General features: G+C 51.6%; 21 protein-coding genes. 20 read left to right on the top strand and 1 reads right to left on the bottom strand.

All coding sequences use genetic code 11. The features are described 5' to 3' along the window. Positions 1 to 6 precede the first annotated feature (6 nt). From QU660_RS06710 to QU660_RS06650, 13 genes are all read left to right on the top strand, one after another. Positions 7 to 318 carry a hypothetical protein gene (locus tag QU660_RS06710; RefSeq protein WP_304945762.1) on the top strand — a complete coding sequence of 104 codons (312 nt, stop codon included), beginning with the start codon at positions 7 to 9 and terminating at the stop codon, positions 316 to 318. Positions 319 to 329: 11 nt separating this feature from the next. Beyond that, entirely contained in the window at positions 330 to 632 is a 303-nt protein-coding gene (locus QU660_RS06705) for a hypothetical protein (RefSeq protein ID WP_304945761.1), read from the top strand. Then, positions 629 to 958 carry a hypothetical protein gene (locus QU660_RS06700; protein WP_304945760.1) on the top strand — a complete coding sequence of 110 codons (330 nt, stop codon included), beginning with the start codon at positions 629 to 631 and terminating at the stop codon, positions 956 to 958. The genes QU660_RS06705 and QU660_RS06700 overlap by 4 nt, the downstream gene beginning before the upstream one ends. Before the next feature lie 39 nt (positions 959 to 997). Beyond that, complete coding sequence (locus QU660_RS06695; RefSeq protein WP_304945759.1) at positions 998 to 1,162, top strand: hypothetical protein; 165 nt, start codon at positions 998 to 1,000, stop codon at positions 1,160 to 1,162. Positions 1,163 to 1,174: 12 nt separating this feature from the next. Further along, positions 1,175 to 2,014: a hypothetical protein gene (locus QU660_RS06690; RefSeq protein WP_304945758.1), complete on the top strand. Its 840-nt coding sequence runs from the start codon at positions 1,175 to 1,177 to the stop codon at positions 2,012 to 2,014. Continuing rightward, positions 1,999 to 4,623: a hypothetical protein gene (locus tag QU660_RS06685; RefSeq protein ID WP_304945757.1), complete on the top strand. Its 2,625-nt coding sequence runs from the start codon at positions 1,999 to 2,001 to the stop codon at positions 4,621 to 4,623. The genes QU660_RS06690 and QU660_RS06685 overlap by 16 nt, the downstream gene beginning before the upstream one ends. A gap of 19 nt (positions 4,624 to 4,642) precedes the next feature. Beyond that, a complete protein-coding gene (locus QU660_RS06680; RefSeq protein ID WP_304945756.1) occupies positions 4,643 to 5,419 on the top strand; it encodes a hypothetical protein in 777 nt (258 codons plus the stop codon). A 200-nt stretch (positions 5,420 to 5,619) separates the two neighbouring features. Further along, complete coding sequence (locus QU660_RS06675) at positions 5,620 to 7,950, top strand: hypothetical protein (protein ID WP_304945755.1); 2,331 nt, start codon at positions 5,620 to 5,622, stop codon at positions 7,948 to 7,950. 92 nt (positions 7,951 to 8,042) lie between these two features. Next, entirely contained in the window at positions 8,043 to 9,665 is a 1,623-nt protein-coding gene (locus QU660_RS06670) for a DUF438 domain-containing protein (protein ID WP_304945754.1), read from the top strand. After that, positions 9,658 to 9,912, top strand: a complete 255-nt coding sequence (locus QU660_RS06665) for a glutaredoxin-related protein (RefSeq protein WP_304945753.1) — start codon at positions 9,658 to 9,660, stop codon at positions 9,910 to 9,912. The genes QU660_RS06670 and QU660_RS06665 overlap by 8 nt, the downstream gene beginning before the upstream one ends. A gap of 87 nt (positions 9,913 to 9,999) precedes the next feature. Further along, on the top strand, positions 10,000 to 10,317 hold the full coding sequence (trxA, locus tag QU660_RS06660; RefSeq protein WP_304945752.1) for a thioredoxin: 318 nt from the start codon (positions 10,000 to 10,002) through the stop codon (positions 10,315 to 10,317). Positions 10,318 to 10,555: 238 nt separating this feature from the next. After that, positions 10,556 to 11,341 carry a CPBP family glutamic-type intramembrane protease gene (locus QU660_RS06655; protein WP_304945751.1) on the top strand — a complete coding sequence of 262 codons (786 nt, stop codon included), beginning with the start codon at positions 10,556 to 10,558 and terminating at the stop codon, positions 11,339 to 11,341. A gap of 102 nt (positions 11,342 to 11,443) precedes the next feature. After that, complete coding sequence (locus tag QU660_RS06650) at positions 11,444 to 11,797, top strand: hypothetical protein (protein WP_304945750.1); 354 nt, start codon at positions 11,444 to 11,446, stop codon at positions 11,795 to 11,797. A 293-nt stretch (positions 11,798 to 12,090) separates the two neighbouring features. Here QU660_RS06650 and QU660_RS06645 read toward each other — a convergent pair whose 3' ends face one another. Then, positions 12,091 to 13,524 (bottom strand): aspartate ammonia-lyase, encoded by a 1,434-nt coding sequence (locus QU660_RS06645; RefSeq protein ID WP_304947236.1) that lies wholly within the window; start codon positions 13,522 to 13,524, stop codon positions 12,091 to 12,093. A gap of 151 nt (positions 13,525 to 13,675) precedes the next feature. On the opposite strand from QU660_RS06645, the gene QU660_RS06640 reads away from it, so the two are divergent. The 7 genes from QU660_RS06640 (at position 13,676) to QU660_RS06610 (ending at position 24,161) form a co-directional block, all read left to right on the top strand. Beyond that, a complete protein-coding gene (locus QU660_RS06640) occupies positions 13,676 to 14,620 on the top strand; it encodes a LysR family transcriptional regulator (RefSeq protein WP_304945749.1) in 945 nt (314 codons plus the stop codon). 256 nt (positions 14,621 to 14,876) lie between these two features. Then, a complete protein-coding gene (locus tag QU660_RS06635; RefSeq protein WP_304945748.1) occupies positions 14,877 to 15,935 on the top strand; it encodes a YdcF family protein in 1,059 nt (352 codons plus the stop codon). Between the two features lie 111 nt (positions 15,936 to 16,046). Next, complete coding sequence (locus QU660_RS06630) at positions 16,047 to 16,349, top strand: DUF6110 family protein (protein WP_304945747.1); 303 nt, start codon at positions 16,047 to 16,049, stop codon at positions 16,347 to 16,349. After that, a complete protein-coding gene (locus tag QU660_RS06625; protein ID WP_304945746.1) occupies positions 16,346 to 18,445 on the top strand; it encodes a heavy metal translocating P-type ATPase in 2,100 nt (699 codons plus the stop codon). Before QU660_RS06630 ends, QU660_RS06625 begins: the two co-directional genes overlap by 4 nt. Positions 18,446 to 19,541: 1,096 nt before the next feature. Then, complete coding sequence (locus tag QU660_RS06620; RefSeq protein WP_304945745.1) at positions 19,542 to 20,360, top strand: hypothetical protein; 819 nt, start codon at positions 19,542 to 19,544, stop codon at positions 20,358 to 20,360. Beyond that, positions 20,357 to 22,453 carry an McrB family protein gene (locus QU660_RS06615; RefSeq protein ID WP_304945744.1) on the top strand — a complete coding sequence of 699 codons (2,097 nt, stop codon included), beginning with the start codon at positions 20,357 to 20,359 and terminating at the stop codon, positions 22,451 to 22,453. Before QU660_RS06620 ends, QU660_RS06615 begins: the two co-directional genes overlap by 4 nt. Continuing rightward, positions 22,437 to 24,161, top strand: a complete 1,725-nt coding sequence (locus QU660_RS06610) for a DUF2357 domain-containing protein (protein WP_304945743.1) — start codon at positions 22,437 to 22,439, stop codon at positions 24,159 to 24,161. Before QU660_RS06615 ends, QU660_RS06610 begins: the two co-directional genes overlap by 17 nt. Positions 24,162 to 24,186 lie beyond the last annotated feature (25 nt).

The following is a 24,186-nucleotide window of genomic DNA, read 5'->3' as shown; positions in this document are numbered from 1 at the left end:
GAAGCCATGGATGTCTATCTGAATTTACAGCGGCTTAGGGAAGCCTCAGCCCAAAACCTCGCGCTGCGCCGCCGCCTGGCAGCCGCGGCACGGGATATTCAGGCCTTGGAGCGCGATATGGATTTTACGGTTTGGAGCGGCAAAGGAAGAGATAGCTTTATTCGTCTCTTCCGGCTCTGGGAACACGCGCTGGATGTGGCACAGGCCACCGCTGCGGAGAAGCAGAGACTTTTGGAAGAAGCCGCACTCAGCGAAGGGGCTTTGCGCAAACAGGAGACAGAAGCTCTTTGCGAGCGCTTTATCGCGGCAGAGAGCTGAAGAGGTGACGGATGGAAATACGCATTCAACACGAAGAACTGCGCCTTCGCAGCGCACAGTGGGGCTTACTCGGAGAAGAATTGCGCCTCATCTGGGCAGGCTTCCGCGAACTCGACCAAAGTCTCTCGGAGATGTTTGTCGGAGAAATGCAGGGGGCTTACCGGAGTGCTGCGGAACGCGCGGATCGGGAGGGCATGCAGATTTCGGGTATCTTTGAGGCACTGCTTGCGCAGCTCGATGAGGTGAACAGCACAGCGGAGGACTTTGACCGGGCGATGGGCGCCCTGATTCAGAGAGGGGGAAGAACGGGATGAGTTGCCGCTGCGGAGACATTCGGGATTGTGAGCGGGATTTGCATACGCTTCGACTGGCTCACGGAGATGCCGAGCGACTCGGAATACGCCTCAGGCAGCTCGCCGAGCGCGGGCGGGAAGGAAGCTGGCAGAACAGCCGGGCCTACCCCTTGGAAGCCGGACTGCGCGAACGGATGAGGCAGAAGACAGAGCAATTCTGTGACCGCACAGAATTGGCACAGCGAAATTATCTTCGTTACTTGGAGTACCGCATTTCGGAAGCGGAGGATGAACTCGCCTGCATGCAGGATGAGGACGATGCGTATCACGAGGACGATGAGGATTGAAGCCGAGAAGACAGCGGAGAAGGACAACGGGTAGTGCGGATGCAGAATCAAAAACCAAGTGAACAGATTAAGAAGCAAGAGATACAGCAGCAGGAGATTCAAAATCTGCTGCTGTATTTGTCATGGAACGAAATGGGAATCTTAGACGGCGGAACGCTGTCCCGCATTGCGGCGGATATCCGTGCGGAAGAGCAGGAGAAGTAAAGGCACGAAAATATGGGATTTGATGCCAATTACAATTTCCCTGAGAGGAGATCGGAAATGCAAGAAGAGAAGCAAGAGAAGCGGCAGCCTAAGAAGCACCGTTGGCTCCGTTTTGTACCACAGATAACCTTAGGTCTGGGTCTGTTGGCTGCGTATTTCAGTTGGCACGACCATCACCGTAAACCGACGCAGCAGGAACTTGACACCGCCCTGACCAGATACATGCAGGGAAAGTATGCGATTTACGGAGATACGCTGACACCGGTGGGGGAGGGGAAGGTCGTTTATGCGCCTAACGACCTCTTCTTTCCGACAACCAATAAATATGAATTGGAGTTGGAATCAGAGAAGTACCCCAAGCGCAGTGAGAAGGAAACAGTGGTGCTTCAGTATAACTATGAAGAAAATACGCTGAGAGATACGTATATGAGCTTTGTTCTTCGAGAACAAGCGGAAGAAAAATTTCGAGAGATTTTTGATCGGATTTATGAACCAAATAGTTATTACTTAGTCATGACTGTCCAAGCAGCTCCTTGGAAGAACCACGATCACAGTGCGGTAGAAACGGTGGATGAGTATTTGCGATATGAAATACAGACGTCTATCTATCTTTGTGTGATTCGTGATGCTGTTTACAAAGATATGGACATGGAGAAGCTTTTGGAATTAGTTAAATCACAAAATTACGGCATAAAGGCGGAAATATTCTATATGAATGAAACCCAGTATAATAATGAGGAGTGGAAGGAAAAGTGGTTTACCACACTTGAGTTTGATTATGAAGAGAATGGGCTTATGATTTGGAACAAAGGTGAAGAAGACTTCTCTGTAAATCTATGGGAGAAGGATTAACATTGGAATATAAGGTGAAGAAGGGGGGAGAGAGAAAAACAATGACAAAGGAAATGGATGAGAAGGAGACAATACAGCAAGTTGTCTATAATGAAATACTGTATTTACCTTTGAAGAACATGGGGATTAAGGATGGAGCAAGAATTAAGAGAATCATTAAGGAGGCAAGAGACTCTTATAATCAAGGAAATGAATACAACATCGATATCAACGATTTAATTCTTCTTGAAGCCTGCATAGATAAAAAATCAGGAATATCTGATGTTGGAAATGCGAAGATGTATTATTCCAGCTTTAATAAGAAGACTAAAGATCTACTTGCTCATGGTATTACGCTGGAAGAAGCAAAGAGTATTGAAAATACGGACGCAATTGTCGCGGTCGTATTTATTTATCAGGGAAGTGAGGAGCAGGGAATCAAAGAAGGAGTAAGCCTGGTGTTTCGAGGAACACCGGGAGGTGCTTGGTGCGACAACGCAAATATGGAAAGTGACTGTACGAGTCAATTTGAAAAAGACGGATTTATCTACGATTGGATATCACCTCTCGACAGAGCCAGTTTATTGAATGTGGAGGACACCTTACTGAAAATCAAAGAAGACGATGATGATGTAGCACGGTTATGCAGGCGTTTTATGAAAGAGGGGAAACTGGTACTCTCTGCGCATTCACAGGGAGGGAAGCGGGCTGTAACGGCAAAAGGCATTGTCGAGGAATTGCAGAATACGCGTTGTATGGTTTTTGACGCGCCGGGAATTTCGCCGGAGTATTGGGATGAGCTTGTAAAGCGCTGGGGAATAGAGAAAGTAGAAGGAATGCGCAAGGATATTTTCAATATTTATGCGTATCAAGACGTTGTTCATGGAATCGGCTATACAGAGAAAAACGGATATTTTGCCGGAAATCAGTTGGTTCTGGGAGTACCGGAACTGGATCGTGATAAAAACACAAATGTGATGGGGTACCACTACTTGTTTCGACTGCTCCACGTGAATGAGGATGGCAGCGTTAGATTACAGGACGAAGCAAAGAAAGAAGGGCTATGGGCAGAGTACAGCAAAGTACTTTCAGATATATTAATGAGTTTTCCGACTGAGAAACGAGCGGAATTAATGCATCCTGCGATGGCAATTGTCCAGGCGATGCACGCGCGCAAATTGCCACACAACTATAAGTTTCATGATTATTTTGAATTGGGAGCGAAATTTAAACGTTTTTTGCCGGAGATTATCCCGGTGCTACATTATGCGGTACACAAATGGTATGATCTCTATTTGCAAGAAAATCCATTTGATCGTCGTCCTGCCGGGCTCGGAGAAATTGCTATTAAGCTGAGAAGTTACCTTCCGCAAGAAGTGAAAAACACGCAGGATGGTGCGAGAGATGTATGGAACACGGGAGTGGATATTTATAGAAATGTAGAGAAAACAGCGTTGAGCCTGCCGAAGCTGTTGAGCGGATATATATGTGACTACATTCTTGAAAAGTTGGAAGCTACCAAAAGCCTATCGGATGATACCAGCATGAAAGCGCTACCGCCGTACCGGATGGAGGGAGGACTTCCGATTATTCGTCATGATCTGACCTTTAATCGTTGTACGATTGATTTATTTCAATTCGGTGTAAAGGCATTCAACGGATTAGTAACCGAAGCAAACGATTTCGTAGTAAATACATTCATGGATTTATCCCAAGTTCTGCACCTTGACGATTACAAACTGTTTTGCATGCTGAATCACCCATTTAGCCTCGTTATCAATCCGCTACTGGCACGTTGCAGTTCGGAAAAATTTACGAGGGAACAGAAGTCCGCCATAGCCCGCGCCCTTAAGCTGAGCAAGACCTATGCCTATATCTGCCAAGCAGTGGATGAGGTGATGCAAAGCTGGGGGGAAAGTTGCTATCCGTTTTTCCCTATTCCGGAGGAACCGCATTATACACGAAAGATGGCAGAACTTTTAAAGAGCCAGCGTACAGCGGAGCTTAAAGCCGGAGTTTCAAGTATCGTGCGAGACAGGGCGCTGTTGGAAGCAAGCATACTGAAATGTTGCGGCGTTTCCTCTCTCGATGAACTCGAAACAGACATACCTGCCAAACGTCCCCTTGTTAATTTTGCAAAGCAAGTCCTTTACGACGCGCGGGAGATAGAGGGCATTTTACTGAATTACGCGTCGCGCTTGGAAAAGGGCTTACGGGAGCAGTTTGTGCTGCTCGGTGAGCGGGAAAATGCGGGGCAGGGATCTGCCTTTGATACGGTCGCATTCTTACAAGGCAGTAATGAGAGCGCAGTTTCTGCCATGGCAGCGGGTGAGGTCGGCGAAGCAGGAATCGACTATGCGGCGGCGGAGCATGCCCTTGTCTGTGCGGCGGATGTGAGTCTCCACTGCGGAAGCTTGCTTCGGGATATCGAGCAACTGAACGAAAGACTGTCTCACCTTCGTTATGTCTCGGTCTCGCGGGAAGGACTGTCGGAACTTAGCCGTCTGCTCGGAAGCTGGAAATCTCAGCAGGAAGAATACCGAGAGGCGCTCGGAAGCTATGTGATGCGCTGCCGAGAGACAGAAGAACAGTTTTGCGGGCGTTGCGCGGGGATAGCGATAGAGAAGTAAAACCAAGGGAGGATTTGTGATGGATAGTCGAAAAATATATCGCATGCTGGTGGCATCCCCGTTTCTGCTTCTGCTGCTTTTAATCGTATACTGTTTCTATACCGGTCGGGGACAGCATAGAAAACCGACGCATGAGGAGCTTGACCAAGCGCTGCTTCGTTATATGCAGTCGAAATACGCGATTTATGAGGATACGTTCACGATTGATAAGCCGGGAGATGAAGTATGGGCCTCCTCGGATATATTTTACTCATCAACGAATAAATATGAATTAAAATTAGACGCGAAGAAATACAAAAAGCGCAGAAGTGATGAGAAGGTTGTGGTTAGATATAACTATGAGAAAAGCGAACTATACGATAATTATATGAGCTTTGTGCTTCGCGATGAAGTGGAGCAAAAGTTCAAAGAAGTTTTTGATAGGGTATATTCTCCTGAAACATATGAACTTGTAATGATAGTTCCGAACACACCATGGGAGAAAGAAAACTTTGGAGTAACAGTAACTGCTGAGGAATATCTTGAGAATATTCTCGAGAATAATATTCATGTGTGCGTAGCGAGAGATTCAAGACTTATAGATCAAGATCTTGACAATTTACTTGGTGAATTAAAGGAGAAATCGCTTGCGGTAGACGCTAATATATACTACATGACGGAAGATCAGTTACGTGCCATTAAGCAAATGACGATTTGGGCTGATGAATACTGGACAAGTTATAATGATAGAGTGTGGATACTCTTGGGAAAAATGGACGAAGACTATTATATCCGCTCAGTATACCATAACGAATAACCTTACGTTGTCCGCTGAAATGGAACGAGGTGAAGAGAATGGAAATGGTGAGAAAGCCTACAAGATGTAATGAAAAATCGGAACAGGAGATGATGCAGCAAATTGTATACAATTTGTTGCTATACTTACCATTGAAACAGTTGGAAGTAAAAAACGGGAGTACAATAAGAGATATTGTTAAAAAGGCAAGAAGGTCCTACTTGGAAGGGAACAAAAAAGATATCGACCTCCAAGACCTCGAACTCCTGGAAGCCTGCTTAGATGAAAAGTCCGGCATTTCAGACATCGGCGAAGCAAGGATGTTCTATGCGAGTTTTAACAAGGATGTCAATGGACTGGTTGCTCGAGGTGTGGACAGGAAACAGGCCGAGGGGATCGTAAATCCGGAAGTGCTGGTCACGGTCGTGTTTGTTTACGATGGCAGCGAAAAGCAGGGATTAAAACGGAATCTCTGCTTCACATTCCGGGGAACTCCGGGCCGGGCATGGATTGACAATGCCGACATGGAAAGCAGTTGCACGGGCTCGTTTCAAAAAGACCGATATGTCTTTGAATCGCTTTCCAAGATAGGCGAGCTTGCAATGATTGACGCGCAGGACACCTTACAGCTCATGTATGAGGGGAAGGATGCAATTGCGCGAAAGTGCCGTCGCCTGATTGCCGAGGGGAGAGTGTGGCTTGCGGGACACTCAAAGGGCGGACTCTTCGCGGTTCTTGTCAAATGCATCTTTCCGGAGTTGAATGCGGTCTGCTTTGCAAACGATGCACCCGGACCGCCGCCGGAGTTTATTCAGGAATTGCTGGTGTATCGCGGTGAGGCCTGGGTTGAGAAAAAGCGCTCGGAAATTTTCAGCATCAACTCCTACAAGGACCTGGTACACGCCATTGGCTATACCGATAGAAGCGGGTATTTTGCAAAGAATGTTCTGCTTTTGGGCGCGCCGGAACTCGATCGGAGGTTCGGAACCGGGGCTATGGACTATCATTACATCCGTCAGTTACTGCGAATCGGTGCGGACGGTCGGGTGCACCTGCAGCCAAGGACCCGAAGAGAGGGCGCTTTGGTCGAAATCGTCAAGGATATTTCCCACGATTTGATGCACAAGGCACCACGGTCACGCGCCGAACCCATGCATGTGTTGCTTGCCGCAGTTCAGTTCGGATATGCGAAAAAAAAGCCCTATGATTACCGACTCTGGGACTATTTTAAGCTTGGTGCTTATACAGGTCCGGGAAGTTCGGAGCTTCTCTGTCAAGGAAGCGTCAATTCGATTGAGTGGTTAAGAAAGGAATTAATCGCGATGAAGTATCGCGCCACGCATCCGAATGCTGTATGTGAGGTGCTGCGAGCGGAGTGGAAGGCGGCAAGGCTTGCGATGGAAGAAGAGCTCCTGCATCTCAAACAGTGGAAGCGGGCGGGAGAAAGGGTCAAGTTATATATAAATCGAACAAAACTGGTCATACGCGGCGAGTTAGCCTGCGGAAGCTTGTTTTCCGGGGAGCCGGAGGGCTTTTCTCTTTTGGCACACGACAGTCTCAATCGCGGTCTCTTAGAGCTCTTTAAGCAGGGGGTTGCGTACTCCCGGAATAGCACAAAACGAATGTGCGAAACGCTGACGGATGCCGCTATCCTATCGAGTTTACGTTGGAGCGGGCACCAGCTGTTCACGCCGAGCGGTTTTATTGCGCAGGGAAAGCTCAGACTCTCATTGAAGGCGCCAAAGAACCTCTCCTTGGATTGGGGGCAATTTGCGGATGGGAGAGCGGCGCTGCGGCGTCGCTATTCCGAGATGGAGGAAGTGCTCGGAAGTTGCGATTTGGACGGCTATCCCCTGCTCTCCATCGATGCAGGGACAAGTTATCCGTGGAAAATGGCAGAGCTTTTACGGGTGCAGCATGAATCAGAGTTGCGGAACGGGCTTGCGAGCTTAATTCAGGACAGGCAGCAGTTAAAGGCCTGCATACTGGAATGTTGCGGAATCTCCTCTCTCGCCGAACTCCAAACAGACATACCGGACAAACGTCCCCTCCTTCATATGGCAAAGCAAGTCCTTTACGACGCGCGGGAGATAGAGGGCATTTTACTGAATTACGCGTCGCGCTTGGAAAAGGGCTTACGAGAGCAGTTTGTGCTGCTCGGGCAACATGAGAGTACCGGACAGGGAACGACCTTTGATACGGTTGCGTTCCTTCAGAGCGGTAGTGAGAACGCTGTTCCGGCTATGGCAGCGGGAGAGGTCGGCGAAGCTGGAATCGACTATGCGGCGGCGGAGCATGCCCTTGCCTGTGCGGCGGATGTGAGTCTCCACTGCGGAAGCTTACTTCGGGATATCGAACAGCTGAACGAAAGCCTGTCTCACCTTCGTTATGTCTCGGTATCGCGGGATGGCCTCTCGGAACTCAGCCGTCTGCTCGGAAGCTGGAAATCTCAGCAGGAAGAATACCGAGAAGCGCTCGGAAGCTATGTGATGCGCTGCCGAGAGACAGAGGAACAGTTTTGCGGGCGTTGTGCCGGGATAGCGTCGGAATAAATTTCTGTTTTGTTGCAGCGGTCACGGTTTTTCTCGGAAGATGTGTTATAGTGGGGGAGTAAGGAAAAACAAACCATAGGGGAGGCACATCCATGGATAAGATAATTGATTTCAGAAAGACAGTGTACGAGCTTGCAACGGAGCACCCGGAGTTCAAGGAGATTATGGCGAGTGTCGGTTTTAAGGAGATCACTGAGCCGGAGATTCTCGCTTCCGCGGGCAAGATTATGACGGTTCCGAAGGGGTCTCGGATGAAGGGAATCCCGATGGAGCAGATTTTGAAGGCGTTTCGGGAGAGGGGCTTTCAGGTAATCGGTGTGGACGAAGCGCCGGTGCCGCCGACTCCGCCCACACCGCCGAGCGCTCCGGCAAAAGCACCGGTGCCGCCGACCGCACAGTATAATTTCCCGAATGCAAAGCCCGAGCGTGCGGAAGCGCTGAAGGGCTACTTGGAGCGCCTCAGCAAAGGAGAGTCTCTGGAAACCGTTCGCGAAGATTTCCGCAAGGAATTTCACTCGGTAGAGGCGGCGGAAATCATGCAGGCAGAGCAGCAGCTCATGAAGGACGGCATGCCGCTTGAGGAAGTACAGAAGCTCTGCGACATTCACTCGGCTCTTTTCCACGGCGCGACGCAGGAAGAGCGCGTTGCGAATGCGGAGCGCGAGGTTGCGGCTTCCATGATTCGCATTTCGGATCACGAGAAGGCAGAGCAGCAGGCACAGTACGGCGACAAGAATGCGCTGGCTGCAAAGCTCATTGCGATTCCCGGCCATCCGCTTGAGACCTTAACGCGTGAGAACCAGGCGCTTGCATTGCGCATCGAGAGCTTCCGCGAGGCGGCAAAACTCGGCGTATCTTTAAAGGATGCGGTGCATGCAATTCGCGAAGTCACGGTTCATTACGCGAAAAAGGGAGATTTGCTTTACCCGCTCTTAAAGGTGAAGTATGATGTCACAGGTCCCTCCTCGGTCATGTGGACGGTGGACGATGAAATCCGCGACGAACTGGGTCGCCTTGACAAGGCAAGTGTCGAAGATGAGGCTTGGAAGGCTGCCGCAGAGGCTGTGGTACAGCGTGCGGATGAGATGATTTACAAGGAGACAAATATCTTGTTCCCGATTTGCGCCGTGAATTTTACGGAAGATGAGTGGAAGAGAATTTATCGGGATTCTAAGGATTATGAGAACTGCCTCGGCGTGGAGAGCAAGGTTTACGCTGCGGCGGAGGAGGAGAAGGCGGCAGAGCAGCCGTCGCTTAAGGTCGCTGTGAACACAGCGGATACGAAGAGCCGTACGTCTTCCTTTGTTGGTGAGGTTGTGATGCCGGGCGGGCACCTGAAACTCGATCAGCTGGAGTGGCTTCTCAACACAATTCCGATGGAAATCACCTTTGTCGATGCAGACAACATCAACCGCTACTTTAACGAGAGCGAGGGACAGAAGGCGTTTAAGCGCCCGAAGATGGCACTGGACCGCGAGGTCTTTTCCTGCCACCCGCCGAAGATTGAGCCTATGGTGCGCCAGATTATCACGGAATTCCGTTCCGGAAGACAGAGCAGCGTATCCATTTGGGCCGAGAAGGGCGGAAAGACCATGTTGGTCAACTACCGCGCCGTGAGAGATCAGGACGGAAATTACTTGGGAACGGCGGAGTTTGTCCAGGACATGGAATTTGCAAAAAGACATTTTCTACAGGGAGAAAAGAAACATGATTAAGGTTTATGGAATGCCGAGCTGCCCGGATTGCGCAGAAGTCGAAGAGAGAATCAAGGCGAGCGGCAAAGAGAACGATTTCACTTTGGTTGACATCGGAAAGCATGTCGTTTACCTCAAGGCTTTCTTACAGCTTCGCGACCGGGATGAGGCATTTCGGGAGGCAAGAGAGCAGGGTTACGTGGGAATTCCCTGCTTTGTCCGTGAGGATGGCAGCGTAACGCTTTCGCATGAGGACGTTGGCCTCTGAGGACTTGACATCTGCCTCTGAATCTGTCAAAATAGGATTAGTTCCTATTTTGGTACCTTGGGTACCGCAGCATGAGGAGGTAGCACGATGGAGTATCGTTTTACAAAAGCTGATTTTGAGAAGGAAGTGTTGCAGTCGAAGGAGCCGGTGTTCATTGACTTCTATGCGGATTGGTGCGGTCCCTGCAAGATGATGGCACCGGTCGTCGAGAAGCTCGCAGAGAAGTACGAGGGCAAGGTTAAGGTCGGCAAGGTCAACACGGACGATGAGCCGGAGCTTGCTCAGATGTTCCAGGTCATGAGCATCCCGAACATGGTCATTATCAAGGACGGCCAGGTTGTGGACCGCATTATCGGCGCGGTTCCGCAGAAGGAGCTCGAGGCAAAGTTGGACGCACAGCTCTGAAGCAAAGAAAAGATAGGCTGAGAAGAGTCGCACGGTCATTGGTACCGTGCGGCTTTTTTGGTATGCAATTGGTATGCAATAAGTAGAATGGGATTATTTTGAGGGCAAATAACACAAAATAAGGCGGAGTAAGTAGTTGATTCTGTACAAAATTTAAAGAAAATTAAAATCTACTGGAAAGAACTTGGACCCTTTGCTATAATGAGCCCATTGAAAATCGAAAAGGGGGTAACTTAGTATGAACATTCGCGACATTATCCTCCCGAGAGAGAAGACAAAGAACCTAAGATGGTTCGATGTCGTCATCATCACCCTGATTCTCTTCGGGAAGTTCATTGTCATCTCCACGCAGATGTACCTCGACACCCTGAAGCCGGCGGTTGAAGCGGCGGCGACGGCGGTCACGGAAGCGGCGACGGAGGTTGCGGAGGCCACAACCGAGGTATCTTCGGAAGGCGCTGCCTATTCGAGCAACCTGAGCTTTCAGGCGAAGATGCTTGCCATTGTCTTCATCTATCTCTTCATCCGTAACTTTGACTTTAAGCAGATTCCGTTCAAGCTTAATCTCAAGGTCATTCCGCAGTATCTGGTCCTCTTCTTCATCATGGGTCTCAGCGCGGATATCCTGTACATGATTTTTGACCACGGCTACAACTATTTTACGGCAGAGAGCCTGAGTCACATTGACTTGACTTCGGTCATCCCGAAGTTTACGGCGCTCTCCGGTGTCGCAATCATATACTCGCTTCTGAACGCATTCTATGAGGAGTTCTACTTCCTCGGTCTGCTCGGAACGGTCAACCAGAAGTACAAGTGGCCGGTGCTGGTGTTCTCGACCATTATCCGTACCTCCTTCCACACCTACCAGGGTATGGCGTCGGCACTGATCATCGGTATCTTCTTCGGTCTCCTTTACTACGTGGCTTACCGGAAGTTCATCAAGAACCTGCTGCCTGTGGTCCTCGTGCACTCGATGGCAGATATGTTCGGCTCCGGTCTCATCTATATCCTTCAGCGTTGGTAAAACGAAGCGCCTTGCAAGAAAGCTTGCAGGGCGCTTTTTTGTTGCTGTGAAGCAGTCACATGGCTTCAAATGGTGTATGATAAAAGAAAGGAGGGGCGGTCGATGAAGGAGAGAGAACTTTGTCTTGTGAAGGCCGGCTTTGCGGGAAGCACCGCGGAGGCGGCGCAGATGGTAGCGTTTCTTTTGCGGCATGGGATTGCAGCTTCTGCCGCGGCAGGAAGCTTGACGGTTTATGAGGGAAATTCCCCGAGCGGTCAGGCAATACTCGTGGCGGAAGAGGATGCCGCACGGGCGGAAGAACTTTTGCGCGGCTTTACGCCCATACGCACCTATGCGTTTCGCAAAGGGAACAGAGAGACAGCGCTTGGACGCGGGCTCAGTGCAGTATTGATGGCGCTTTGTATGCTGTTTTTGCTTATGCCGTTCGTTCTGCTGTTTGCAAAGCAGCTATTTTAAGCGCTGCTACTCCACGGCGGAAGCCGAAGATTGATGATACAGTGTTCGAAAAACAGGCGAACCGGAGTTGTCACTGAGAAATAAGTAATCAGTCTTCTTTCCATGGGGCTTGTACCGTTATGCCAACAGCTTATATTTCGTACAAGGCCCACTACAAGAAGGACAGTTCGTATGCTTCATGACGTTTTCCGCCAAACATACTGTTTCAAGGAAGATGTAAGCAGAGAAAGGCCTTGTATAGTAAGAGAAAACGCCTCCGCAATGAATTGCGGAGGCGTTCTTTCGGTAGCAAATCAGTCAGCCAAGAGATCTGCCGGGTTTCTGCCCTGAATTCCGGGCTTCGTCATGGTGTAGGGATCGAGGATGGTCTTAAGCTGTTCCTCGGAGAGCAACTTCTTCTGCAGAATCAGCTCGCGGACGGACTGATTGGTGCGGAGTGCTTCCTTCGCAATGTTTGCCGCAGTCTCGTAGCCGACATAGGGGCAGATTGCGGTGATGATGCCGATGGAGCTCTCGACCATCTCGCGGCAGTGCTCTTCGTTTGCCGTGATGCCCACAATGCAGTTGTCCACGAGGGTCTGGACTGCATTGCTGAGGGTCTGGATGGACTCAAAGAGGTTGTAGAAGATAATCGGCTCAAATGCGTTCAGCTCGAGCTGACCCGCCTCTGCCGCCATGGTAATCGTCACATCGTTGCCGATGATGTTGAACGCAACCTGGTTCACAACCTCGGGGATGACGGGGTTAATCTTACCCGGCATGATGGAAGAACCGTTCTGCTTTGCGGGAAGGTTGATCTCGCAGAAGCCGGTGCGCGGTCCGGAGGACATAAGGCGCAGGTCGTTACACATCTTGGAGAGGTTCACGGCACAGCTCTTTACGATGCCGGAGACCATTGCGTAGCTGTCAAGGTTCTGCGTCGCATCGATGGTGTCATAACTCTGCACGAGCTCCTCACCGGTGATCGAGGACATGTTCTTGACGACGCGGTGGAAGTAGGTGCTGTCTGCGTTGAGACCGGTACCGATTGCGGTTCCGCCCATGTTGAGGGAGCGAATCTCTTCCTTCGCGGTATCAAAGCGCTTAATATCGCGGCTGATGGCGCTTGCGTATGCGTGGAACTCCTGACCAAGACGAATCGGCACGGCGTCCTGAAGCTGGGTGCGGCCCATCTTAATGACGGAGTCGAACTCCTCGGACTTTTCGCGCAGTGCCTTCTCGAGGCGCTTCAGCTGAATCTGCGCCTTGCGGAGCAGGGTAAGTGCTGCCATCTTTCCGCAGGACGGGAACACGTCATTGGTGGACTGACCGAAGTTCACGTGGTCGTTCGGGTTCACGAGGCTGTAGTCGCCCTTCACGCCGCCCAGGATTTCGATGGCGCGGTTTGCGATGACCTCGTTTGCGTTCATGTTGAGAGAGGTACCTGCGCCGCCCTGAATCGGGTCGACAATAAACTGGTTGTGGAGCTTGCCGTCGATGATCTCATCGCAGGCCTTTACGATAGCGCTTGCGCGCTCCTTGGAGAGCTCTCCGACCTCGAAGTTCGTGATTGCGGCGGCCTTCTTAATCTGCGCCACGCTGATGATGAGCTCCGGGTGCATCTTGAGACCCGTGATGTTGAAGTTCTCGTGTGCGCGGAGCGTCTGTACGCCGTAATACGCAGCTGCCGGAACTTCCTTTTCGCCGATGGAATCGTGCTCGAGACGATATCCTTCTCTTACCTTCATCATGGTAATCCTCCCTGGGATTGTTTTCTGTATTGCTTGTCTCCAGTCTAACAGAGCGCTATACTATTCACAAATACCTAAGGAATGATACAAGGTATTCAATAAAAGAAATGTCTCCCGCTGCGAAGGGAGACTTTGGGAGGTGCGGATGATGTCGGGCGAAGAGATGTTTCAGGGCATGCGCTATGTCTATGAAGTCTATCGGGAGATGAGCTTTTCGCGCGCCGCGAAAAAGCTTTTTATTTCGCAGCCTTCGCTCAGCAATGCGGTGCGAAAGACAGAGCAGCGCCTGGGAGCACCGCTCTTTGACCGCAGCACCAATCCGATCGGACTCACGGATTTGGGGAAGGAATACATTCGAGCCGTGGAACTGATTTTGGACGTTGAGAACGGTTTTGTGAACTACCTGCACGACCGAAACGCGCTGCAGAACGGTTCGGTCTCCATCGGCGGAACCAATGTCTTTACCTCCTATGCGCTGCCGCCCTTGGTCTCGCAGTTCACGGAGCAATTTCCGCAGATTCACATAGAGCTTGTCGAGGCCGTGACCTCGGAGTTAAAGGACAGACTCTCGGATGGTTCTCTGGACCTTTTGATTGACAACACAGAGCTCAATGCGGCCGCCTATGAGAAAAAGTTCTTTCGGGAAGAGCATCTCTTACTCACCGTGCCGCGGGCGCTCGCGGTCAATGAGCGCGTCCGGAACTATGCACTCACGGCGGCGGAGATTAAGCAGAATGCACATTTAAACTCCCGCATCCCGCCGGTGCCCTTAATCGAGTTTCGGGAAGAGCGTTTCCTTTTGCTCCGCGAGGGCAATGATACGCGTGAGCGCGCCGACCGCCTCTGCCACGAGGCCGGTTTTGCGCCGAAGTTACGCCTTGAGCCGGAGCAGCAGGTGACCGCCTATAACTTCTCCTGCTACGGGATGGGCATCTCCTTTAACGGCGATGTGCTGATTAAGCATGTGCCGAATGAGGAGAATCTCTGCTTCTATAAGCTCAACGCGCGGGAGGCGGTGCGAGAGGTCAATTTCTACTTCCGGCGGAACCGCTATATGACCCGGGCCGTGCGGGAATTCTTAAAGCTTGTGTAAGCATAATTCTATAAGAGATATAGCTTATCGGTGATAATAGGAGCGGCTGCTCATGAACGGAGCTGAGACCGTGAACCGGGGGATCGGGTCTGCGAATCTTTGACTTATTCGCATCGGAAACACGGTGGGCTTTTGTATGAGCGGGAAGAGGCGGACTTTTAGGGACTTTTGGGGTTGCCGATAGAAGTGGCGGAAAGGACCTTGCCTGTGGTATGCTATTACATTCGAATGAAATGAATCGTAAGGAGGTGGATGCTTGGAGCAAGGAATACAGCTTCTGCTTTTGAATGCCGTTCAAATAGCGGCATTGCTTACCGTAGCGCTTTTCTTGTTTGTCATGTTGCGGGATCCGAGAACACTCTGGAGCGGCGTTTGCTGCTTTTTCGCGCTCGGCGGGATGGCGGTTTTTCTGGTGTTGACGGCCTTTCGCTATTCGGAGCAATTGCAGTCCTTTCCGCCGCTTATGTTTTTGCTTGTGGTGCTTGTGGCCGTCTTTGCGCTGGCGACGTTCTTTTTCCCGTTTTTGCTGATCGGCAGTTTCTTTATAGAAGGAATCCGCATTCTGTTTCGGGAAGGGCTGCGCGTCCGAAACATGCTCTCGTTGCTCTTTGCGATTTTCCTGATTCTGTACCTCATCTACTGGCCGCAAATCGGGAACTGGAGCGGAAATTTTGCCGGGCGTCTCGCCTACAGTCTGGTGGGACTCTGGATTGCCTACGGGCTTGTCCTCTTTGCGATTTACGCGCTTTCATCCCTTTTAAACTTGATTCACCGGCGGGACAACCAGAACTTTGATTACATTGTGGTGCTCGGTGCCGGACTCAAGGGAGAACGCGTTCCGCCGCTGCTTGCGGCCCGCATAGAACGCGGTATTTCGCTCTTAAAGAAGAATAAGAAGGCACTCCTAATACTCTCCGGCGGTCAGGGACCGGGCGAGGATATCACGGAGGGAGAGGCCATGGCGCGTTACGCACTCTCAAGACGGGTGCCCCCGGAGCGCATTCTGGTGGAGCGGCGCTCCAGGAATACGCGGGAAAACCTGGAGTTTTCGAGGGAACTCATGGAGCGGACCCATCCGCGGGTTGCGGTTGTGACGACGAGTTACCATGTATTTCGCGCGTTGCTCATTGCGCGGCGGCTGCATCTGCCGTGTAAGGGGTTCGGTGCAAAGACAAAGTGGTATTACACGCTGAATGCCACGATACGCGAGTATGTGGCGTATCTTAGCTTAAGTTACCGCTTTCATTTGTTCGTGTTACTGGTGCTATCGATACTCATGCTGACGGCGGAAGTTATAGTACACTATCTAAGGTGAATTTCGCTAAAAGCTGTTAGAGTATACAAAATAAGTTTACTTTGCACTTTTTATAGATTGCGGTAAACTATGTTCAAGACAAGAAAACAAACGCAAACAAGGAGGTCAAATATGTTTGGTGTAAAGAATCTGTTTAAGGTTGGTATGTTTGTCGGCGGTGCTCTCTTCGGTACGGCAGGCGTTGCAATTCTCAAGTCCAAGGACGCAAAGGGTGCTTACACGCAGGCAACGGCTGCGGTGCTTCGCGGCAAGGACTGCGTGATGAAGACGGTCTCCACGCTTCGCGAGAACTGCGATGATATCTACGAGGACGCAAAGGACATCAACGAGCGTCGTTACGCAGAGGAGTCCGAGAAGGCATATCAGGAGGCAAAGGCTCTGGTCGAAGAGCACGAGGCAGCGACTGAGGCATGAGATACACAATACGCCACGAATCCAGAAATGTGATGCGTGTCCACTTGGCGGGCACGCGCATGTCGCTCTCCGAGGCGGATATTCTGGAGTACTACTTGCGAGCACTGCCCTTCGTTCAGGATGTCAAAATCTTTGAGCGAACCTGTGACGCAATTGTAAAGTACAATCGAGAGGCGGATCACAGAGAGCGGCTGATTGACGCTCTCTGTGATTTTTCATACAGGGATGAATACGCACTCTCGTTGGTCCCCGAAGACAGCGGCCGTGCGATGAATCGCTACTACCAGGAGAAACTCTTCTGGAAGGTGGTGCTTCACGGCGCGAGAATGCTCTTCTTGCCGGCACCGCTTCGTGCGGCTTGGACAGCGGTTAAGAGCTTACGTTATGTGGCCCACGGTGTAGGCTGCCTCTTGACGCGCGGACTCGAAGTTCCGGTCCTCGATGCGACTGCGATTGCGGCTTCGGTGCTCCGCTCCGACTTCGGCACGGCTTCCTCGGTCATGTTCCTCTTGGAGGTCGGCGAGATTCTCGAAGAGTGGACGCATAAGAAGTCGGTCGGCGACTTGGCACGTGCCATGAGCCTCCAGGTCGAGAAGGTCTGGATGAAGACCGAGGGCGCCGATGTTCTGATCGATGTGAAGGATGTACAGGTGGGCGACCGCATTGTGGTTCGCACTTCGAACGTGATCCCGCTCGACGGAACTGTGGTTGAGGGCGAGATGACGGTGAACCAGGCATCCATGACCGGTGAATCCGTACCGGTTGAGAAGAAGGCGGGCGCCTATGTCTATGCGGGCACCGTGGTCGAAGAGGGCGAGTGCATCATTAGCGTCGCAAAGGTACAGGGTACCGGCCACTACGACAAGATAGTCAAGATGATTGAGGAGTCGGAGAAGTTAAAGTCCAACACCGAGGCGAGAGCCTACCATCTTGCGGACAGTTTGGTTCCGTATTCGCTCGGCGGTGCGGCACTTACCTTCCTTCTGACGCGAAATGTCGCAAAGGCGCTCGCGTTCCTGATGGTCGATTTCTCCTGCGCGCTGAAGCTTTCCATGCCGCTCTCCGTGCTCTCGGCAATCCGTGAGGCGGGAGACCACAATGTATCCGTGAAGGGCGGTAAGTTCATGGAGGCCATTGCGGAGGCGGATACCATTGTCTTCGATAAGACAGGTACGCTGACCCGCGCTACGCCGACTGTCATGCAAATTGAGACCTTCAATGACATGGAAGAGGCGGAAGCACTGAAGATTGCGGCTTGCCTCGAGGAGCATTACCCGCACTCCATTGCAAACGCCGTGGTCGGTGAGGCAAAGAAGCGCGGCATCCGCCATAAGGAGATGCACTCCAAGGTGCACTACGTGGTTGCACACGGCATTGCCTCCGAAATTGACGGCAAGAAGGCAGTCATCGGTTCCTATCACTTTGTCTTTGAGGACGAGAAGTGCAAGCTCTTAAAGAAGGATGAGAAGAAGCTCGAGGCGCTGCCGGATGAGTATTCCAGACTGTATCTTGCAATCGACGGCAAGCTCTGCGCGGTCATCTGCATCTTTGACCCGATTCGCGAGGAAGCGCCGGAGATTGTGAAGGGACTTCGCGCCCTGGGCATTTCCAAAATCTGCATGATGACGGGCGATTCCGAGAAGACCGCAGCAGCGGTTGCGGCTCAGCTGGAGCTGGATGAGTACCACGCAGAGGTGCTCCCGGGAACCAAGGCAGAGTTTGTTCGGAAGGAACATGAGGCGGGCCGCAAGGTCATCATGATCGGTGACGGTGTCAACGATACCCCGGCACTCTCCGAGGCGGATGTCGGCATTGCGATTTCCGACGGCGCCGCCATTGCGCGCGAGGTCGCGGATGTCACGCTTTCCGCGGAGAACCTGCGCGAGCTGGTGTTCTTAAGGGCGCTCAGCATGGCTCTGATGCGCCGCATTCACTCGAATTACAACTTCATCATCGGCTTCAACGCGCTCTTAATTGCGCTCGGTGTCGGCGGCATGCTTCCGCCCGCGACCGGTGCGCTCCTGCACAACGGCTCCACCCTTGTGACCGGCTTAAAGAGCATGACCAATCTCCTAGAGGAAGAGAAGAGCACGTAAGGCGGGGCGTTAAAAACAGAATAGCAATCAAAGAAGTCCGCCGGACCATACGGGAGTATGGGACGGCGGACTTTTGCGTGGGAAACGATGACAGATTTGAGGCTGTGCTTATGAATCCAAGGAAAACATATGATACATCTCGGTGATATTCTTTTCATGAATCACCGGTAGATGTGCCTGTATCAAATAGCTGGGAAACACACCGGACGAGATGCGTGCATGACGGATGTCTGTTACGATTCCGGCAATAGACTCGTAGCTATAAGGCGGAAGAATGGTAATAGGCGGCATGAGAAATTGAAAGTCATTTATATCGATAAAGAGCGGGTTAAAAGAGTCTTCCGGATAGTCCGGGCACATGACGACATAATCTTCGCTGCAAAGTTTTCTCCACAGAGTAGCGGTTGAAAGAATCCAACAGGAAGCGGTACAGTTCTTCCAGGGGAGGGCTTTGTATCACAAAGGGACTCTTAGAAATGTCGGCTTGATAATAGCCATTCATTTCTATGATATCGAGGACAGATTTGTGTTGCACGGTCCAAAATCGAAACATGTTACACCTCACATAGGATGATACTTGCTACTACGAACCGTTTCGCATATGAGGGGACGCTTGTAAAGCCCCGGTTTCGTTGCGACGAAGGTCGTTACCTGTCCGGAGTGGTACATTGTTACAGTTGGTCGGCGAATGATGCGGGCCGATGCGTAGGCTGTGACACAAAATAATTGTGACGAAATTTATGCGTGCAGGCAATCTGTTCGGAATAAAAACATGGAACAGAAATGCGATATGTGCTGTCAATTGGTGATTGCGTTGAAAATAACTTTGAAAATTGTACGTTTTGGATAGCGAGGGGGACTTGAAGAAAGCGAATCCCTGTCGCACAATAAAATCATCAAGACGAAAGGAGGAGGAGGTTTGGCGTTCATACGGAAAAAAATCTTGGGCGGAAAGTATACGCCCGCGTTGTTGAAAAAGGACTTGAAACGCATGTCTCAGGCAGAGAGGCGAAGCTTCTTGGAGTTTTTTGTTGAGAAACGAGGAAGCGCTGTTCCGGCAAAACAGCGTAAGAACCTACATCTTTTGCCTCTGCCGATGCTGTTTCATCTCTTGGATCAGTCGAATCAGATGACCATCGAGATGGGCGAGATACTCTATCACGCGAAGGAGGACATGTCGTCTACGACTTGGCGGATGCCGGAGGAAGAGAAGGCAGAGGCGGAGAAGGCAGAGGAAGAGTGCGCAGTCGAAACGGAGGCGCAGGAACAGAAGCTAGAGGTTCCGACCGCCGAGGAGACGCGTGAGGCCGAGACAGACAAGCAACTTGAAGCTTTTGCGGCACAACTAAGGGAGTTGCAAAGACAGCTGGAGGAACTCAGGGAGGAAAATCAAGAACAGAAGAAAAAGAACAAAGAAGAAAAACAGGAATTTCGCATTCGCTTGGACAATGAAAAACGCGAGACGGAATCGGCCAGAAAAGAGCAGAGGCGCGCGGAAGCCAGATGTGAGGAGTTAAAGAAAATTGCGGAAAACGAGGCCGGAATTGCACGAGATAAAATCAGAGAACTCGAAGAGAGACTACGGCAGTCCGAACGCGAAAAAAAGGAACTGTTAAATAGGATTGAAGAACTCAAAAAATATGAGGATAAATATCTCGGTGAAATACGAAAACAACCTAAAATTCTTATTTTTTCACGAATCGATTTGAGGGAACAAGTCGAGGGATTAAACTGTGATCTCTGTGCCAAGGCGGATGCACTGGAAAATCTTTCTTGGAAAGAATATGCGGAAATTTGGAATGTCAGCGGAACCCTGCGATTTGCGGACAAAGTGAGAATCAAACAGTTCAGCAGCTTAAAAATCACCACAATTTCGGATGTCAAAAAGGCCATTGAGGAGAGGCTACGGAAATGACAAAAAATTACAGAGAATATATCGGAAGACTGGCACAGAACGGTGAGACCGGAAGGGGATCTGTTTTTATCAATCGCCTGGGAATTATCCAGTTTAATGTAAAGACACTGATGCTGCCGGATGCCGCAAATTCGTATGTGGCAGGTTTTGGAAATTTAATCAATGACTTCACGGATGATGTGTATGCGAGCGTGGAAGATCGTATCGAACACTTTGAAGAGTTCATGGAAAACCAGCTTTTCATCTTCCGGGTGCAGAGCAAAAACACAAACGGCACCGAAATTCGGAGTATGCAGGATGTTCAGTTGGTTCCGGTTCCGAAGGCCTTCGATAAAAATACGGAATTCTATGCGGTACCGGTTTTCTGCAGCAAAAACAATGAAGGCGTGCGTGAGTGGGAGTACGAAACGAGTTGGAATTTATATCGGAGTTTCGAAACACGCGCGGAGTTCATGTCCTGTATTCTTGCCAAAGAAGGGCTTGGCAGCCTCTACGGGTATGACCTCGAGAGTTCTTCGCCCGCGTTTGTGCTCTGGATGGAGGAGGACGGTAAGTTGTTTGCGATCGGTAGCATTGACCGTGCGGCCACGGATCCGGTCGGCGCTTGCGTCCTGGGGGCAAGGTATCTTTTTACGATCGATCTCAGCGAGTTCATGGAGTACTTTGTCTACGACGACAGCTACAATCCCTGTGTGAGCTATGTGCCGAGCGACATTTACCGGAAGATTGACAACCAGTTAAAGAGCGCTGTGTTGCAGGCAGTGAAGGATGAGAAGGAGGAGCAGAGACAGCGGGAAGCGGAGGCGCGGGCCGAGGCCGAGCGGCTTGCGGAGACAAGCAAGGATGCGCTTGCTTCCGAAGAGAAAGAGGATGAGCTTGCCCTCGATGAGGCGGCAGAGGCAGACGAGCGTGAGGACTTCCGCGGGGCGGAGCTTGAGACGGAACTCAAGGATCCGATTGATGAGAAGGAGCTAGCAGAGATCCCGACCGCCGAGAAAAACGAGGCGCTGATTCTCAACATGATGGAATACTACGCGCAGAAGAGCCGCTGCTACTATAAGCGCAGCGATTTCATCAACTTCCACACGGCGGTCAAGTGCAACGACCTCGTGATTCTCTCGGGCCTCAGCGGCACCGGTAAGTCCTCGCTGGTCAATATCTACGCGAAGGCACTCGGCCTCAACGCGAGCGCGGATCTGGAGGACAGCCAGATTCTCATGGTCCCGGTGCGCCCGTCCTGGAATGACGATGCGGATCTCCTCGGCTACGTGGACCTTGCGCACATGGTCTACCACGCGGCGGATTCCGGCTTTGTGGACTTTTTGGTGCGCGCACAGCGGGAGGAGAATAAGAACAAGCTCTTTTTGGTCTGCTTTGAGGAGATGAATCTCGCGAGAGTGGAGCATTACTTTAGCCAGTTTCTCTCGATACTCGAGAGACCGGCGGGACAGCGGGAACTTCAGCTCTACGACAAGCAGTACATGGGCAAACTCTACAATGCGGCGGATTATCCCTTCCGGATTGAAATCGGCAGCAATGTGAAGTTTATCGGCACGGTCAATGTGGATGAGACCACCTTCCACTTCTCGGACAAGGTGCTGGACCGCGCCAATGTAATCGAACTGGAGGTGCTGAACTACGCGACCGAGTGGGAGGATAAGAGCTTTGCGGCCATCGGAAAAACGCAGATTTGGAGCACCCAGGATTACGAGAAGTTGCTTGCAAAGGACAGTGTTTCGAATGAACTTGAACTGCGTGCCCTCCTCTGGGACGTACACTGCGCCCTGCAGAGTCTCAGCACCAAGTACGGCGCGGGTCCGCGCGTCGTAAAGAGTGTGGTGAAGTATCTCAGTAACCTACCGGCGGAGGAGGGCTTAAGCTTTGAGGACGCTCTGGATTTACAGCTCGCGCAGCGCGTGCTGACCAAGCTTCGAGGTGTCGAGAGCGTGGTAGGTCCCGCCCTCAGGGAGGATGGAGAGAGCAGTCTCTTCGCTGTGTTGGAGAAGCACAAGGCACTTTCGCCGTTTGCGAGATGCCGGGCGATACTCGCACAGAAGAAAAAGGAGATTGAGAGCTATGGCTACTGCAGTTAAGCTCCCCTTTTCTCTTTCGGTGATACGCACAAGCTACATCGACAAAAACGGGGCCGCAATCAGGCGCAGAGCGGAGGCAACGCGCTTTGTTACGGTGCCGGCCGCAAACAGCCTCACGACAACGCCCACTATTTCGGTGAAGGAAAACGAGGGCGTGGCTTTTCTGTTCCGTTCGGAAGATGCGGCGGCAAAACTGTATCTTCCCTGTCTGGATGCGGCGCTCGATCAGCGCTTCGTTGAGAACGATGCGGCGGGCGACTACATCACCCCCTCGGACCGCCCGTTTCAGCTCTGCGGCGGCGGGCAGGAGGGGCTCTTGGTGGAGCGCATGCTGTTCTTTGTCGAGGCGGAGGGGCAGCGCTACTACGGAAACTTTGCCGTGTTGCCGCGCCAGTTGGAGGCCGGAGAATGGCAGCTCATGCAAGAAGAGCTGGAAGAAGAATTCGAGGGCTTAAGCAGGGTATGGAAAAAGGGCGCAGAGGGGCGCGGGATAGGCGGAGAGCAGGTGCTTCCGCTTCGCGCCTTTCGGGATTTGGAGCGCCTGGAAGCGCAGGAGAGCAAGGTGTTCGCTGCGATACGAGATATTGTTGAGCAGCCGCGCTATGCGATCAAGACGAGTTACGAAAAAGAGCCGGTGCAAGCCGGCGGCAGAGTGGATGCCAAGAGCATGCGCAGCAATCTATCGCGCGGCGGCATCTCCCACGTGCAGTTAATCCCGAAGAAGCGGCTCGACTACGACATTGACGAGAATCGCATGCTCCGTATGATGGCGGAACGGATTCTGGCAAGGCTCGCGGGTTTTCAGCGGTACACGGAAGATGCGCAACTCAGCGGCGGGCGCATGCGGGAATTTACCGAGACGGTGCGGCGCTACCGCCACTTGCTGAATGCCCTCCGCAATATGCCTTGGTATCAGGAGATTTCGGCGCGGCAGGTCTATGCGGTCTCGCAGGCCATGTTGGCGGACAATCGCTACTACATTGTGTACTGCCTGTATCTCTCGCTCGAACGGGATCATCTCGGGCTCACCATGCGGGAAATATACCGCCTGAGTTATCAAAAGAGCAGTCTGCTCTACGAGCTCTGGTGCTATTTTAAACTCCGGCATGTACTCGAGGACTTTGCGACGGAGACAGATCGGGAGGAGAGCTACGAGGTCGGTGAGGGCGGCGGTCTTTCCCTACGGGACGGGAGCCGGGTCTATTACGAGAACGAGAGGGTGCGCCTCGCGCTGGTCTATAACCAGACCCTCGGGGAGCGCGGCGCGGATGCAAAGCGGGATCCGCTTTACTTTGCGACGAGTCACAACGGAAGAAACCATAATCATCCGGATCTTCTGCTGCACATCTTCAGCAAGAAGACGGGTTGGTTTATCGGCAGCATCATACTCGAATGCAAGTATCGGAAGGTGCGGCAGATTTGGGCGGGAGAGCGCTCGAGTCTCGGGCAGCTGGAGACTTATTATAAGAATGCGTGCAGCGACGAGATTTACGGCGGAATCGGAAAACTGCTGCGTACCAATCCGGTGTGCGGCGTCATGGCGCTTACGCCGGATACGAGCACTGCGCCGATTCGGTCGGATCATTTTCCACTGGAGACTTTTGCTCTTAGACCGGGGAAGGAGAACCGCACGCGCCACGCACTCTCCGCGCACATCCTGGAACTCATCGAAAAGGCACTGAAAGCCGAGGAAGTTTTCTCGCGCTAAGGGAGCTTCCTGTATTATACTGATA

It is taken from the genome of Stomatobaculum sp. F0698, assembly GCF_030644385.1.
Taxonomy (GTDB): Bacteria; Bacillota; Clostridia; order Lachnospirales; family Lachnospiraceae; genus Moryella.
The sequence above is the reverse complement of the archived record's forward strand: the minus strand, read 5'-3'. Positions and strand labels throughout refer to the sequence as shown.

Bases quoted from the DNA above. Each gene is read 5' to 3' on its own strand.
- QU660_RS06665 (WP_304945753.1), top strand. From the start codon at position 9,658: ATGATTAAGGTTTATGGAATGCCGAGCTGCCCGGATTGCGCAGAAGTC.
- QU660_RS06620 (WP_304945745.1), top strand. From the start codon at position 19,542: ATGCTGTTTCATCTCTTGGATCAGTCGAATCAGATGACCATCGAGATG.
- QU660_RS06630 (WP_304945747.1), top strand. From the start codon at position 16,047: ATGTTTGGTGTAAAGAATCTGTTTAAGGTTGGTATGTTTGTCGGCGGT.
- QU660_RS06615 (WP_304945744.1), top strand. From the start codon at position 20,357: ATGACAAAAAATTACAGAGAATATATCGGAAGACTGGCACAGAACGGT.
- QU660_RS06655 (WP_304945751.1), top strand. From the start codon at position 10,556: ATGAACATTCGCGACATTATCCTCCCGAGAGAGAAGACAAAGAACCTA.
- QU660_RS06680 (WP_304945756.1), top strand. From the start codon at position 4,643: ATGGATAGTCGAAAAATATATCGCATGCTGGTGGCATCCCCGTTTCTG.
- QU660_RS06695 (WP_304945759.1), top strand. From the start codon at position 998: ATGCAGAATCAAAAACCAAGTGAACAGATTAAGAAGCAAGAGATACAG.
- QU660_RS06705 (WP_304945761.1), top strand. From the start codon at position 330: ATGGAAATACGCATTCAACACGAAGAACTGCGCCTTCGCAGCGCACAG.
- QU660_RS06645 (WP_304947236.1), bottom strand. From the start codon at position 13,524: ATGAAGGTAAGAGAAGGATATCGTCTCGAGCACGATTCCATCGGCGAA.
- QU660_RS06610 (WP_304945743.1), top strand. From the start codon at position 22,437: ATGGCTACTGCAGTTAAGCTCCCCTTTTCTCTTTCGGTGATACGCACA.
- QU660_RS06685 (WP_304945757.1), top strand. From the start codon at position 1,999: ATGGGAGAAGGATTAACATTGGAATATAAGGTGAAGAAGGGGGGAGAG.
- QU660_RS06700 (WP_304945760.1), top strand. From the start codon at position 629: ATGAGTTGCCGCTGCGGAGACATTCGGGATTGTGAGCGGGATTTGCAT.
- QU660_RS06690 (WP_304945758.1), top strand. From the start codon at position 1,175: ATGGGATTTGATGCCAATTACAATTTCCCTGAGAGGAGATCGGAAATG.
- QU660_RS06640 (WP_304945749.1), top strand. From the start codon at position 13,676: ATGTCGGGCGAAGAGATGTTTCAGGGCATGCGCTATGTCTATGAAGTC.
- QU660_RS06710 (WP_304945762.1), top strand. From the start codon at position 7: ATGGATGTCTATCTGAATTTACAGCGGCTTAGGGAAGCCTCAGCCCAA.
- QU660_RS06670 (WP_304945754.1), top strand. From the start codon at position 8,043: ATGGATAAGATAATTGATTTCAGAAAGACAGTGTACGAGCTTGCAACG.
- QU660_RS06650 (WP_304945750.1), top strand. From the start codon at position 11,444: ATGAAGGAGAGAGAACTTTGTCTTGTGAAGGCCGGCTTTGCGGGAAGC.
- trxA (WP_304945752.1), top strand. From the start codon at position 10,000: ATGGAGTATCGTTTTACAAAAGCTGATTTTGAGAAGGAAGTGTTGCAG.
- QU660_RS06625 (WP_304945746.1), top strand. From the start codon at position 16,346: ATGAGATACACAATACGCCACGAATCCAGAAATGTGATGCGTGTCCAC.